Source organism: Brevibacterium sp. K11IcPPYGO002, from assembly GCF_050920635.1.
Classification (GTDB): Bacteria; Actinomycetota; Actinomycetes; order Actinomycetales; family Brevibacteriaceae; genus Brevibacterium.
Genome location: NZ_CP131929.1, coordinates 2,324,115 through 2,337,243, shown reverse-complemented (window position 1 = coordinate 2,337,243; position 13,129 = coordinate 2,324,115). Strand labels below are relative to the sequence as shown.

Genomic DNA, 13,129 nt, shown 5'->3' with positions numbered 1-13,129 from the left:
CGGTCCGGGCTCAGATGCCGAATGCCGAGGGCGTGACGATGAGCAGGGTCGGCAGGAGCAGAAGCAGAACTGCCAGCCCGATCGACATCAGGCGCACGGGGATCCGCGCCGGATCCAAGGGGCGTGACAGGCGCAGGATGCGCTGAGCGGACAGGTCGCTGCGATGCTCGGGACTGATCGCTGCGGCTGAGCTGACCGCCCGGGCCAGGATCTGCGGATCGACATGGTCACGCGCCTGATCATCGGCCATGAGCTCGATGAGTCGATTCACCGAATTCAGCCCGATGGCCGTGGCCGAGAAGTACGGCAGGGCCCGATGCCATGCGGCAAAGGGGATGACGAGCACATCGTGCCGGAAATCCAGATGGGCCCGCTCATGGGCGATGACGGCGGTGCGTTCGTCCTCGTCGAGGGCCTTGAGCAGACCGGTGGACAGGACCGCGGTGCCCTTCCGCGGCCCTTTGGGCAGACAGTAGGCGACGGCTTCATCGGTGGTGATGATGCGGGTGTCAGGGTAGGCGATCGACGGTTCGCTGAGCAGATGGAGGATCTCGTCGTGGCGCAGGCGGGTCTTCCGCGCCGAATAGAACGTGAGGACCAGGCAGCCGAGCAGCCGAGCGATGAGGACTACGGCGATGACGAGGAAGATCCACGCCAGGAGCGACAGCTGGGTGTGGTCCTTGCCCCGCATGAGATCGAAGAGTCCCTGGGGGAGACTCGTCGTGCCCGGGGCGACGGCGAAAGCGAGAGCGGCGCCGATGAGCGACAGGCCACCCGAGAGTCCGACGGCCTGCCACAGGACGACCTCGGAGATCGGGTCACCGCGGAAACGAGCGAGTGCCGCAGGAACAGGCCATGCCAGCAGAAAAGCCAGCACGGCCAGAATGATTCCCACGATGGTCATTGAGGTGACCGGCCTGGGTCAGGACTGCGTCGAGTGATTGCGCCCGAGCAGATTGCGCAGCGCCTTGGTGTCGGCCTCCGAGACGGTGCCGAGGAAGCGGGCGAGCACAGCCTGACGATCCGGTGCCTGAGACAGCATCTCGGTCATCAGCTCCGCCACGTGATCCTCACGGGTCGAGACCGCGATGTAGCGGTGCGGACGGATGCTGCGATCGCGAGTGACGAATCCCTTCTTCTCGAGCCGAGACAGAACCGTATGTACCGTCGTCAGCGCGAGCTCGCGGTCCGAGAGGACTTCGCGGAGCTCGGCGGCACTCAGCCCGTCATCGTGGACCCAGATGGCGTCCATGACGCTGCGTTCGAGTTCACCCAGTGTTCCCACAGTTCTTTCGCCCTCAATTTCTTTGTCGGTCTGATCGCTCCAGTATATCTCTACAGTCTGTCGAATTCCACACAGACACCTGATCTTCGGCCCAGTCGCGGCCTTGGCCAGGTGAACGCGCCCCAGCGCATAATTGGAACCGGGAGTCTTGAATGATGAAACCGTGACAGCGGCGTTTCTACGAACTGTAGAATTCTACGTGACGTAGAAACACTGCTCGCGTGAAACCTGAATGGAGCACCCATGGAGCTGGACCCGGTCCTCATCGGACGGTGGCAATTCGGAATCACAACGGTCTACCACTTCTGGATGGTGCCGTTGACCCTGGGGCTGGGCATGCTCGTGGCGATCCTGCAGACGATCTACCACCGCACCGGCAACGAGGTGTATCTGCGGAGCACGAAGTTCTTCGGCAAGCTCTTCCTCATCAACTTCATCATGGGAGTGGCCACCGGCCTGGTCCAGGAATTCCAGTTCGGCATGGCGTGGAGCGAATACTCCCGCTTCGTCGGCGACGTCTTCGGTGCGCCCCTGGCGTTGGAGGCCCTGCTGGCCTTCTTCCTCGAATCGACGTTCCTCGGCTTGTGGATCTTCGGCTGGGGCAGACTGCCGCGGGCGGTCCACCTCGGTTCGCTGTGGCTGGCCGTCATCGGCACGTGGGTCTCGGCCTACTTCATCATCGTCGCGAACTCCTGGATGCAGCATCCCGTCGGCGTCGAGATGGTCGACGGCCGGCCCGTGATGACCGACGTCTGGGCGGTGCTCGGCAACAACACCGCCATCGCCGCCTTCACGCACACGATCTTCGGCGCCCTGGCCGTCGGCGGTTCCTTCCTCCTCGGCATCTCGTGGTACCACCTCTACCACCGGCGCAAGGACGGAATCGACACCGTCGGAGCCGACGGCAAGGTCATCGTCGGTTCCTCGAAGAAGATTCCCGGACGGGACAAGACAGACCATGCGGTGTGGATCAAGTCCCTGCGCATCGGTGCGATCGTCGGTGTCCTCGCCTTCGCCGGCGTCTCGATCACCGGTGACGTCCAAGCCAAGCTGATGTTCGAGCAGCAGCCCATGAAGATGGCCTCCGCCGAGGCGGCCTGCCACGACGGCACCCAATTCTCCGTTCTCACGATCGCCGACCCCTCGTCGAATGACTGCGACGGCGTGGAGAACATCTTCGAGATCCCCGGTCTGCTGTCGTTCCTGGCCAATGGGGACTTCGACACCCCCGTCCACGGTGTGACGACGCTGCTGCCCGAATACCAGGAGCGCTATGGCACCCACATCCCCGACGACCCGCGCTACGGCGAACACGCCGGCGAACCGATCGACTACCAGCCGATCATGATCGTCACCTACTGGGGCTTCCGGATGATGATCGGCTTCGGCGCCCTGGCCGCCGGGGTCTGCGTCATCGGACTGTGGCTGGCCCGCAAGGGCACGGTGCCCGAGTCCAAGTGGCTCAGCCGCGGCTTCGTCCTGGCCATCACGACACCGTTCCTCGCGAACTCGGCCGGATGGATCTTCACCGAGATGGGCCGTCAGCCCTTCGTCGTGGCCCCGAACCCGGCCCAGCTCGACGGGGTGTATATGTACACCCAAGCGGCGCTGTCACCCGAGGTGACACCGGCAATGCTGCTGTTCTCACTGATCAGCCTGGCCACCGTCTACGGAATTCTGATGGTCGTCGAACTGCGACTGATCACGAAGTACGTCAAGGGCGGAGTCGCCTCGGCGATGCCCGAACTCGACCAGACGAATACGAAGCCCACGATCACCGACAACGGCGACGACGTCCTGTCGTTCGCGTACTGAGGGAAGGTCACGATGGAAATCCTCGCCACAATCTGGTTCGTCCTCATCGTCGTGCTCTGGATGGGATACCTCTTCCTCGACGGCTTCGACCTCGGTGTGGGCATGATGATGCCCTTCCTCAGTCGCAGCGAACGCAGCAAACGAGTTCTGCTCAACTCGATCGGCCCGGTCTGGGAGGGCAACGAAGTCTGGCTGATCACCGCGGCCGGAGCGATGTTCGCCGCCTTCCCGCACTGGTACGCCTCACTGTTCTCCGCGCTCTACATTCCCCTGACGATCTGCCTGCTCGCACTGATCTTCCGCGCCGTGGCCATCGAATACCGCGGCAAGGGGCACTCGCAGCGGTGGAAGTCCTTCTGGACCTGGGCCGTGGCCGTGGGCTCGGCCGGAACTGCCGTCTGCATCGGAGCGATGCTGGCGCTGACGACCATCGGGCTGCCGCTCAATGATCACGGCGATATGGTCGGCGGCCCCTTCGCCTGGATGTCGTGGCCGGCGCTCGTCGGCGGCCTCGGCGGACTCGGCTTCTCCCTGGCCCACGGGCTCATCTTCCTCGGACTCAAGACCCAGGGCGAAGTCCGGGCACGGTCGCGGCGCTGGGCCGGGAGGATCATGCTGCCGGCGGCGATCCCGTTCCTCATCTGGTTCGCCTCCTCGATCACTCAGCGGACCTGGCTCGTCGTTCCGGTGCTCATTGCGATTGCCGCGCTCATCGCCGCGTACTTCGCGGTGCGCGCCGGAGCCGAGAAGAGAGCGTTCATTCTGCACGGGATCTATCTCATCGCAGGACTGGCAGCGGTCTTCTCCGGTGCCTTCCCGAACGTTCTGCCCTCGACGCTCGACCCGTCGAACTCGCTGACGATCGGTGCAGCCTCGTCGTCGGACTACACCCTGAACGTCATGCTCATCGTGACGATCGTGATCCTGCCGATCATCATCGCCTACCAGATCTTCAGCTACCGGATGTTCCTCGGCCGCATCGCCGAGACCCACATCCCCGAAGCGCACAAGCTGCCGGTGGCGATCCGATCGTGAGCTCGCCCCCGTCGATCCTGCTCGAACTGCCGACCGGTCGGCGGGGGCTGGCACTCTCGGTGTTCTCCGCCCTGTGTCGGGCGGTGGGGATCGTCCTCATCGCCGAAGCGCTGGTGCGCGCCATCATCGGCCACAGCGTACCCGGGGTGTGGGTGTTCCTCGGCGCCCTCGGTGCACTGCTGCGCGGCGGCGGTCTCTGGCTCGACCGCAGTTTGGGCACCTCCTTGGCCGCTGAATCGAAACAGGGTCTGCGTCGCTCGATCCTTTCGGGTCTGCTTCGCGGGCGGGGACGCCCGCGGACGAATGCGGCGGTCACGGTCACCCGCGGAATCGACGATCTCGATGACTACTTCACCACGGTGGTGCCGGCCCTGACCGCGGCCGCCGTGGTGCCCATCGTCCTGCTGGTGCGCATCGTCTTCAGCGACGTCCTCTCCGCGGTCATCATCGCGGTATGTCTGCCGCTGGTTCCGGTGTTCATGGTGCTCATCGGCCGTTATACGGCGGAGTCGACCTCGGCGACGCTGGCGGCTCTGGAGCGGCTGTCGGATCATCTGGCCGAACTCGCCGAAGGGCTTCCCGTGCTCATCGGCCTCGGGCGTTCACGTGATCATGCGGCTCGGCTGCGGGAACTGGGGCAGCGCTACCATGCGGCGAACCTGTCGACGCTGCGCATCGCGTTCCTCTCGAGTCTGGCGCTCGAGCTCATCGCCACGATCTCGGTGGCACTCGTCGCCGTGGTCATCGGTCTGCGCCTGGTCAACGGGACGATGGACCTGGGCGACGGCCTGCTGGTCCTGCTCATCGCGCCCGAATGCTTCATTCCTCTGCGGGAGCTCGGCGCCGGCTACCACGCGAGCGAGAACGGTCGCGAAGCGCGGGGGAGAGCCCAGGCGCTGATATCAGAGACTCAGACGGCAGCCAGCCGACCGACGACGGCCGCTGCCACCGAGGCGACGGCTGCCGCTGAGGCGACGGCCGACCGGGGACATGCGCTCAACACCACCGGTCGACCGGGTGAGCAGCGCGTTCTCTATGCCGACGGCACGCTCATCACCTGGTCGGGCGCCATTGACGCTCGGCCGGGCGTGACGACGATCAGCGGCCGGTCGGGGACAGGCAAGACCACTGTGCTCGGTGCGCTGGTCGGCAGCCTGCCGGCCGATGCGCACTCCACTGTCGCTCCCGTTGCTGCAGCCTATGTGCCGCAGGCTCCACGGATGTTCGCCGAGACCATCGGTGCCGAACTCGCCCTCTTCGGACTCGACGAGGACAGAGCGCGGTCGGCCCTGTTCGCCGCTGGACTGCCCACCGATCTGCGGGTGCAGACCGCGGCGCTGAGCCCCGGCCAGCAGCGCCGGCTGGCGCTGGTGCGTGTGCGGCACCGCCTCGGTGATGGGGGCGGGCTGCTCGTCCTCGACGAACCCACCGCCCACCTCGATGCCGACAATGCCGACATCGTCATCGCCATGATCGCCGAGGCGGCCGCCACCAACCGGGTGGTCCTCGCCAGCCATGACGTGCGGGTTCGCGCCCTGGCCGACACCGAGATCCGCCCGGAGAAATCACGAATCGACGGGGCCGAGACTGCGGAGTCGGCGACTGCGGCGGAGTCGGCGGCTGCGGCGGAGACCGCAGCCGCAGGTCAGCGGTGGAGCTCCGCTGCGGAGGCTCCCGCTACACAGACCAGGGACGACTCCGGTCCGAAGAGTCTGCTGGGTTCGGGCAGCGGGCAGCGAGATCGGACGCGTGCGAAGCCGCAGTCGCGAGACCGAACCGATGCCGAGCGGCAGTCGGGCACACAAGCACGGACGGGAACCGAAGCCCGGACAGCGGCACTGCGCCGGCGGTGGTCTGTTCTGAACTCGAGTCTTCCGCTCTTCACCCCGACCATGCTGGTGGCCGCCCTGACCGCGTGCGCGTCCAGTCTCGCGGCCATCGCCTTGACCGCGGTCTCTGCATGGCTCATCGTCGAAGCCTCCTACCAGCCGCCCATCATGCTGCTCATGGTCGCCATCGTCGGCGTGCGCTTCTTCGGGCTCAGCCGGTCCGTGCTCCTCTATGCCAGCCGACTGAAGCTGCATTCGGCGATCTTCGCCGCCCTCACGCGACTGCGCACCCGACTGTGGGAGCACTTCGAGCGTGTGGGCATGAGTGATCGGCGTCTGCTCACCTCGGACTCGGCGCTGCGCGCCATGGTCGCTGACGCCGATGACGTCCGCGACTTGGTGCCCCGGACTCTGTTCCCGCCTCTCGTCTCCGTCCTGGTCGTCATGGGTGTGAGCATCACGGCGGCACTTCTCCACGTGGAGTCTCTGGTCTGGCTCGTCCTGCTGGGCGCCGTCAACCTCATCATCGTCCCGATCATCGTGATACGGGCAGAGAGCCGCTTGGCGCACGGAATCCGGGAGGGGCGCAATCAGATCCTGTCCGCACTCACGCGCGCTCTCAACGCGAAGGACGATCTGCGTACGAACCGGGTCGACACTGAGGTGATCGGCCAGTTGGCGGAGCTCGAACACGATCTCGCAGCGAAGCAGAAGGCGTCCGCCCGCAATTTCGGCCTTGCCCAACTGTGGCTGCAGCTGAGCACCTTCGCCACCGCAGTCATCCTGGCGGTGTCCACGGACGCTCCGACCGAGATCGTCGCCGTGCTCTCGCTCATGGCGCTGGGACTGGGCGAAGTGTTCGCCTCGGCGCTCGAGGCATTCCGCCAACTTCCCGCCCTGGGATCGGCACTGGACTGTCTGCCCGATTCAGACAATGCGGAGGCCCGCGAAGCGGAGGTGTCGGGACCCGACGCCGAGAGAACAGCTCCTGCCGCCGGAACGACGGCCGAAGAGATCGACGATTCGTCCCGCCACTGTGACCCCGCGGCCGAGCTCGTCGGTGTCGACGCCCTCGAATTCGATGAGATCACCGTCGGATGGGACGACCGGGCGGTCGTCGCAGGGCTCGGCCTGCGAGCCGAACGCGGACGGTGGACCGTGCTGTGCGGCGACAGCGGAACCGGAAAGACGACGAGCCTGAGCGTGCTCCTGCGGTTCCTCGACCCCTGGTCCGGAAGCTACCGTGCCTGTGACCGGACCGGGGTCGGCCACGATATGCTCACACGCTCACCAGCGGACCTGGTCGGCCGCATCGCCTGGTGCCCGCAGGAAGCACATGTCTTCCGATCCACCGTGCGCGGCAATCTCGCCCTGGCGAGGCAGACGGTGCCCGGAGACGACGAGATGGCCATCGCGCTGAGAGCGGCAGGGTTGGGCGACTGGGCCGACGCCGCGGGGCTTGACCGGTGGGTCGGCGATCACGGTACGGAGATCTCCGGTGGTCAGCGCCAGCGATTGGCGGTGGCCAGAACCCTGCTGACCGGTGCCGACGTGATCGTCCTCGACGAGCCGACGGCACACTTGGACGATGAGACGGCACGGCTGCTCATCGACGACCTGCGCGAGAACCTCCGCGATCGCACGGTCGTCATGGTCACTCACGACAGGCGACTGATCGCGGATGGCGATGAGGTCGTCGACCTCGGCACAGTCGAACCGGGTGCAGCGGACCTCGGCTCACGCGATCCCGAGGGCGAACACTCGAGAGTCTGAGGTCAGTCCCGCTTCGACCCGAACATGATCTCGTCCCAGCTCGGGATCGAGGCTCGCGAATTCTTCTTCGACTTCGGCTTCGAGTCCTTCGCCGACGCAGAGTCCTTGAAATCATCGGAGTGATCGCTCACCCCGGGCTCATTGAGCAGCGAGAGCTGATTCTCATCATCGAAGACACCGACCTTCTCAGTCGGCTCCTGCGGTTCCTCGGCAGAGGCAGCCGCATCCTCGAAGGCGAAGACCTCGTCATCGGCGGCGGCTTCGGGCTGACCGGGAGCGGTGTGCGCCCCCTGCGGGTGAGTCTCGGGATCCTCGGTGACCGCACGCAGACGGGTCCGCGGCTCCTCCTCGGTGTGGCGACGCTTGCGCAGGTTCTCCAGAATCCGGCCGGTCTCAGCTTGGTGATCGCGGGCCTGCTGCGACGGAGCCGAACCGGCGGTGGGGCGGACCGGTCCGTCCGCGGCGATCGACGCGGACGACTGATCGGTGCGCGGGAGGACATCGACCTCCTCGGTGCTCCTCTGACGCTCCGCACCGCTGCCGTAGTTCGGGATCGGTCCGGTGTCGGTGGGGCCGGAATCGGCGAGCCACTTCGCCTCGTCGTCGATCGGGGTCAGCGATCGGCGGTAGTAGTGCCAGCTGGCGGTGCGGACTCGATCAGCGGCAGTGAAGCTGAGCTGGATGTACCAGTTGCCGTCCTGCTGCTTCCAGGAATCCCATTCCATCGTCTCGATATCGACATCACGCATCGCCAGACGTTCCTGGCACAGCTCGATGAGCGGAGTCGGCTCACCGTTGGGATCGTGGTCGGAATAGATGGGATGACGGCTGGCGAGGTAGGCGGTGCGTTCGCGTTCGGCCATCGCCGGACCTACGTAGGTGCGCACATATTCGAGATCGGCTCCGGTGGTGGCCACGACCTCTTCGGCGTCCATGCCGCCGCGGATCATGGCCTGGATCTCCTTCGGGCGCACGGGAGCCTCGGGCTTGGACTGGGAGCGGTCCCTGCGGACCGCGGCGATGAGAGCCTCATCGAGGACGACTCGGTACTGAAGCCCGTTCTCGTCGTTCAACAGCAGATGAGTGCCGTCTGCGTTGACTCCGTTCAAGATCAGTTCACGCATTGCCTTAAGCTCCTTTGTCGCGTCTCTTGAAGATCGTGTCACGTTCGGCGCGTCGCGCCGGGCAGATTTCCGCGCGAGTCGCGAAATCACAGGCCGGATCGACCGCCGGCAGAGGGAGACTGTGAGACCGGCCACGGTTGAGTCGGGCGTGAACCCGGGGCCTGAACAGTTGACAGCGGCACGGCAGGCGTGGTCCGACCCGATCCGGTCTGCACCGTGAGTGGGCACGGCTCACTCTGCGGACAGCGGGCCGAGTTGAGGTGCAGTCTGTAAGATCGAAACCGTGAAAACGACTGCACCCATCGACGCCCTGGTCCTCATGTCATTCGGCGGACCGGAGGCCCCAGAAGAAGTGGTTCCATTCCTTCGCAACGTCACCGCCGGCCGCGGGATTCCCGAGGAGCGGCTCGAGGAGGTGGGGGAGCACTATTTCGGCTTCGGAGGGAAGTCTCCGATCAATGATCAGAACAAGGCGCTGCTGGCCGCGCTGCGCGACGAACTCGATCGTCGCGGGATCGAGACTCCGCTGATCTGGGGAAACCGCAACTGGGACCCCTACCTCACCGATGAGGTCCGCACCCTGGCGAAGGACGGTGCCACACGGTTCCTCTCGATCGACACCTCCGCCTACTCGTCCTACTCGTCGTGCCGACAGTACCGTGAGGACTTCGCGAAGACGATCGACACGCTCAAGGACGAAGGCCTCACCGTCTCGATCGACAAGATCCGTCAGTTCTACAACCACCCCGGCTACGCCGACGCCTGCGCGGACTGTCTGAACGAAGGGCTCACCGACTTCCGGAGCAAGGTCGGACAGATGGACTCGGCCAAGCACCGGATCCTCTTCGTCACCCACTCGATCCCCAACGTCATGCAGGACGCCTCCGAGGTGACGACCAACGGCTACCGTGCCCAGCACGAAGAGCTCATCGACCATCTCGTGGGGCGCATCGATCAGGCCGATCGTGTTCCGGCCGAACTCGTCTACTGTTCGCGTTCGGGCTCGCCCGAGGTGCCGTGGCTCGAACCCGATGTCAACGACCGGATGACCGAACTCGCCGAGGAGGGGGTGACCGGTGTCGTGCTCGTGCCCATCGGCTTCATCTCCGATCATATGGAGGTCGCCTTCGACCTCGACACCGAGGCGAAGGAGACCGCCGCAGAGCTCGGGCTCGACTTCACCCGAGTGGCGACTGTGGGCACCCACGACGCCTTCGTCAAGGGCCTCGTCGATCTCGTGGAGGAGCGCATCGCTCAGCTGCGCGGAGATGACATCGACGCTCCGGCCCTGCCCGGGACGAAGGCCCTGGTGCCCGGCAGCGGAGCCTGCAGCATCGACTGCTGCCGCGGTCGCATCGAACGCGCGACCTATCCGAACTGGGCCATGGCGAACTGAGGCCCGGAGCCGAAAGAGCCCTCCCTCACCGAATCGGTGAGGCAGGGCTCTTTCTCTCGATGTTCTCTCAGCTATCCTCGGGGGCCGGGATGACCGGCAGGGCACCTGTCTCGGCCTGGATCACCTCGGCGATGGGACCGGTGTCGACATCGTTGCGACCGGCCAGTTCCATGAGGTTCTGCAGGTCGTCGATGAGGTTTTCGACGAGGAAGTCGTCACCGGCAGACCGGGCCTCGTGAATGCGATGACGGACATCATCGATTCGGGTGTCGAGCTGATCAGCGAATTCACTCATTGTGGATCCGTCCTTCCTCGGGCCGCCTCCACAGGGGACGAACCCGGTAATCTACCGACAGGCAGTGCTGTCGGTGCTGTCCATCACAAGCATTCTTGCAGAGCTCTTCGTGAACTCTATGTGTGCTCTGTCCATGCAGACAAGCTGGTGACGAGAATCACCGCATCCGGTGTTCATTCCATCTTGCCAACGGCAAGCATACAGTGCACAATGCTGGGGACACATCTCGGAAGAGGAGAATAGTTCCTCTTCGGCACCCCCTCCGGACAGAGAGCGATGAGGCCATATGGCAACAGACTACGACGCACCTCGCAAGCAAGACGATGAGATCAAAAGCGATTCGATCGAGCAGCTCAAGGCCCAGCGTTCCCAGGCTCAGGCGAGCAAGATCGACGAAGACGAGACTGCAGTAGCCGAAGGCTTCGAACTTCCGGGTGCGGACCTGTCGAACGAAGAGCTCTCCGTTCGGGTCCTGCCCAAGCAGAACGATGAGTTCACCTGCATGGAGTGCTTCTTGGTCCGCCATCGTTCGCAGCTTGCGACGGAAGAGGGCGGGATCCCCATCTGCACGGACTGTGCAGGCTGAATCGCTTCTCTTCTCGAAAACGGACCGCGCCCTCGATTGGGTCGCGGTCCGTTCTTCTTCTCCAATTGCTACCTGACGGCGGCGCAGCAACCTCGCGCGAGGTTGCTGCGCCGCCGTCAGGTAGCAATAAGGGGTGGGGTTAGGGGGTGAGGGCGGCTGCGAGTTCGTGGGGGCGCCGTGATGAGACGAGCCAGTACGGGGTGGGGTCCGTATCATCGTCGAGATCGATGCGGACGACGGACTTCGCCCACGGGCGGATCTTGAGGAAAGCGCGCGCATCGAGATCGACACCGCGGGCCCGGCGGGCCTCCTCGCCGTCGAAGGCGACCGCGCGAGGGACGAACCGGCGGTCGATATGCGCTTCGCCCACGAACAGCTGACGTTCGGTGACGATGATCGACAGCGTCAGCGAGTTGAGCCACCAGGCGAAGAGGATGAAGCTGATGACGGGAAGGATGACGGTGCCGAGCTGCCAGACGGGCATGACCATGAGCGCCGTCGACAATGCGGCCACCACGACGAGGGTCCACATGCCGATCGAGGGACGGACCTTCTCCTGAAAGACCACATGGGTTCCGGATTGAGTTGCTGCCATGGGGCCATTGTCCCATAGCGAGAAGTTTGGCCACGCTCAGGCTGGAGCGTTAGAGTGCTTCTTTGTGACGGAAACCGTGAAGATCAACCTCCAGCTCCTCGACGTGGGCATGAGCGCACCCGCCTACGCGCATGCGGGCGACGCCGGGGCGGACCTGCGTTCGACGATCGATTTCGTCCTCGAACCCTTCGAACGCCGTGTCGTGCCGACCGGAATCGCGATCGCCCTGCCGGAGGGCTATGCGGCCTTCGTCCACCCGCGTTCGGGACTGTCGAGCAAGCACGGGGTCACCGTCGTCAACGCTCCTGGCACCATCGACGCCGGGTACCGCGGCGAGATCAAGGTGCCGCTGATCAACCTCGATGCGAAGACCCCGCTGCGCGTCGTCCGCGGCGACCGCATCGCCCAACTCGTGATCCAAGCGATCGCCCACGCCGACTTCGACATCGTCGAATCCCTTGATGACAGCGCCCGCGGCGCCGGGGGATTCGGATCCACCGGCGGAATCGACGCCGGCCTCAGCGAAAAGGAGAAGTGAGGACTCATGGGACTGTTCTCCCGGTTCAAGAAATCCACACCGACGACCGATGACGACGTCCGCACCGACGACGAACTCACCGACGACGATGAGCTCGACGCCCAGGACGCCGACACTGACACCGAGGCTGTCGACAGCGCAGACGACGACGCCGATATCGACGCGGCCGAGTCCGACGACGACGCGGCCGAGTCCGACGACATCGACGAGGAAGAGGCGCTGCTGGAGAAGTCAGCACCCTTCGACCGGTCCGACAACGGCCCGTTCGACATCTCCGAGGAGTATCCGGAACATGACCGCCTCGACCTCGGCGCACTCAAGGTGCCCGTCGTCGACGGAATGCAGGTGCGTCTGGACACGGACGATGATTCTCAGCGCGTGCTGGCAGTGACCCTCATCCACGACGGCGGAGGCATCCAGCTGCAGGCGTTCGCGACACCACGGTCCGAGGGCCTGTGGAACACGGTGCGCAGTCAGCTCGCCGAGTCCGTGACCAAACAGGGCGGGGAATCGACCGAGCTGCACACCTCGCTCGGCAGGGAACTGGCCATCGAAGTTCCGGCGAAGACGGAATCCGGCCGTCCCGGCAAACGCGCCATGCGCTTCGCCGGCATCGACGGACCACGCTGGTTCGTCCGCGCCGTGTTCTCCGGCAAGGCCGTGACCGATGACGAGGTGCGAGCCGAACTCTCCGCACTCTTCCGCGGAGTCGTCGTCGACCGCGGTCAGGAGGCCATGGCTCCCCGCGAGCTCATCGCCCTGACCGCCCCGCAGGTCGACCAGGGCGAGACGGAGGAGAAGCACGAAGACGAGCTCAACCCCTTCGAACGCGGGCCTGAGATCACAGAGGTCCGCTGA

Annotated in this window: 12 protein-coding genes; 7 read left to right on the top strand and 5 right to left on the bottom strand. The window is 65.1% G+C overall.

What is annotated here, in order from left to right:
• Positions 1-10: 10 nt before the first annotated feature.
• Both QYM46_RS10645 and QYM46_RS10640 read right to left on the bottom strand, forming a co-directional pair.
• A complete protein-coding gene (locus tag QYM46_RS10645; RefSeq protein ID WP_169252459.1) occupies positions 11-904 on the bottom strand; it encodes a M56 family metallopeptidase in 894 nt (297 codons plus the stop codon).
• A gap of 18 nt (positions 905-922) precedes the next feature.
• Positions 923-1,285, bottom strand: a complete 363-nt coding sequence (locus QYM46_RS10640) for a BlaI/MecI/CopY family transcriptional regulator (protein ID WP_039210305.1) — start codon at positions 1,283-1,285, stop codon at positions 923-925.
• 243 nt (positions 1,286-1,528) lie between these two features.
• Between QYM46_RS10640 and QYM46_RS10635 the strand changes: the two genes are divergently transcribed.
• Genes QYM46_RS10635 through cydC form a run of 3 tightly spaced genes read left to right on the top strand, consistent with a single transcriptional unit; the run spans position 1,529 to position 7,737 of the window.
• Positions 1,529-3,100 (top strand): cytochrome ubiquinol oxidase subunit I, encoded by a 1,572-nt coding sequence (locus tag QYM46_RS10635; protein WP_248278882.1) that lies wholly within the window; start codon positions 1,529-1,531, stop codon positions 3,098-3,100.
• Between the two features lie 12 nt (positions 3,101-3,112).
• Positions 3,113-4,135 (top strand): cytochrome d ubiquinol oxidase subunit II, encoded by a 1,023-nt coding sequence (gene cydB, locus QYM46_RS10630; RefSeq protein ID WP_169252458.1) that lies wholly within the window; start codon positions 3,113-3,115, stop codon positions 4,133-4,135.
• Positions 4,132-7,737 carry a thiol reductant ABC exporter subunit CydC gene (gene cydC / locus QYM46_RS10625; RefSeq protein ID WP_432788903.1) on the top strand — a complete coding sequence of 1,202 codons (3,606 nt, stop codon included), beginning with the start codon at positions 4,132-4,134 and terminating at the stop codon, positions 7,735-7,737. Before cydB ends, cydC begins: the two co-directional genes overlap by 4 nt.
• 2 nt (positions 7,738-7,739) lie before the next feature.
• Here the strand turns inward: cydC and sepH are convergent, their stop codons facing one another.
• Positions 7,740-8,861, bottom strand: a complete 1,122-nt coding sequence (sepH, locus tag QYM46_RS10620; protein WP_169252456.1) for a septation protein SepH — start codon at positions 8,859-8,861, stop codon at positions 7,740-7,742.
• Positions 8,862-9,144: 283 nt separating this feature from the next.
• Here sepH and QYM46_RS10615 point away from each other — a divergent pair, with 283 nt between their 5' ends.
• Positions 9,145-10,257: a ferrochelatase gene (locus QYM46_RS10615; RefSeq protein WP_432788902.1), complete on the top strand. Its 1,113-nt coding sequence runs from the start codon at positions 9,145-9,147 to the stop codon at positions 10,255-10,257.
• 67 nt (positions 10,258-10,324) lie between these two features.
• Here QYM46_RS10615 and QYM46_RS10610 read toward each other — a convergent pair whose 3' ends face one another.
• Positions 10,325-10,552 (bottom strand): hypothetical protein, encoded by a 228-nt coding sequence (locus tag QYM46_RS10610; protein ID WP_432788901.1) that lies wholly within the window; start codon positions 10,550-10,552, stop codon positions 10,325-10,327.
• A 286-nt stretch (positions 10,553-10,838) separates the two neighbouring features.
• Here QYM46_RS10610 and QYM46_RS10605 point away from each other — a divergent pair, with 286 nt between their 5' ends.
• Positions 10,839-11,138: a DUF4193 domain-containing protein gene (locus QYM46_RS10605; RefSeq protein WP_039210296.1), complete on the top strand. Its 300-nt coding sequence runs from the start codon at positions 10,839-10,841 to the stop codon at positions 11,136-11,138.
• A 139-nt stretch (positions 11,139-11,277) separates the two neighbouring features.
• Here QYM46_RS10605 and QYM46_RS10600 read toward each other — a convergent pair whose 3' ends face one another.
• Positions 11,278-11,733, bottom strand: a complete 456-nt coding sequence (locus QYM46_RS10600) for a DUF3093 domain-containing protein (protein ID WP_432788900.1) — start codon at positions 11,731-11,733, stop codon at positions 11,278-11,280.
• Between the two features lie 64 nt (positions 11,734-11,797).
• On the opposite strand from QYM46_RS10600, the gene dut reads away from it, so the two are divergent.
• Positions 11,798-12,271 (top strand): dUTP diphosphatase, encoded by a 474-nt coding sequence (dut, locus tag QYM46_RS10595; RefSeq protein WP_432788899.1) that lies wholly within the window; start codon positions 11,798-11,800, stop codon positions 12,269-12,271.
• A 6-nt stretch (positions 12,272-12,277) separates the two neighbouring features.
• A complete protein-coding gene (locus QYM46_RS10590) occupies positions 12,278-13,129 on the top strand; it encodes a DUF3710 domain-containing protein (protein ID WP_432788898.1) in 852 nt (283 codons plus the stop codon).

Coding starts and splice junctions, on each gene's coding strand:
- QYM46_RS10645 (WP_169252459.1), bottom strand. CDS start 904: ATGACCATCGTGGGAATCATTCTGGCCGTGCTGGCTTTTCTGCTGGCA.
- QYM46_RS10635 (WP_248278882.1), top strand. CDS start 1,529: ATGGAGCTGGACCCGGTCCTCATCGGACGGTGGCAATTCGGAATCACA.
- cydB (WP_169252458.1), top strand. CDS start 3,113: ATGGAAATCCTCGCCACAATCTGGTTCGTCCTCATCGTCGTGCTCTGG.
- sepH (WP_169252456.1), bottom strand. CDS start 8,861: ATGCGTGAACTGATCTTGAACGGAGTCAACGCAGACGGCACTCATCTG.
- QYM46_RS10610 (WP_432788901.1), bottom strand. CDS start 10,552: ATGAGTGAATTCGCTGATCAGCTCGACACCCGAATCGATGATGTCCGT.
- QYM46_RS10605 (WP_039210296.1), top strand. CDS start 10,839: ATGGCAACAGACTACGACGCACCTCGCAAGCAAGACGATGAGATCAAA.
- QYM46_RS10600 (WP_432788900.1), bottom strand. CDS start 11,733: ATGGCAGCAACTCAATCCGGAACCCATGTGGTCTTTCAGGAGAAGGTC.
- QYM46_RS10590 (WP_432788898.1), top strand. CDS start 12,278: ATGGGACTGTTCTCCCGGTTCAAGAAATCCACACCGACGACCGATGAC.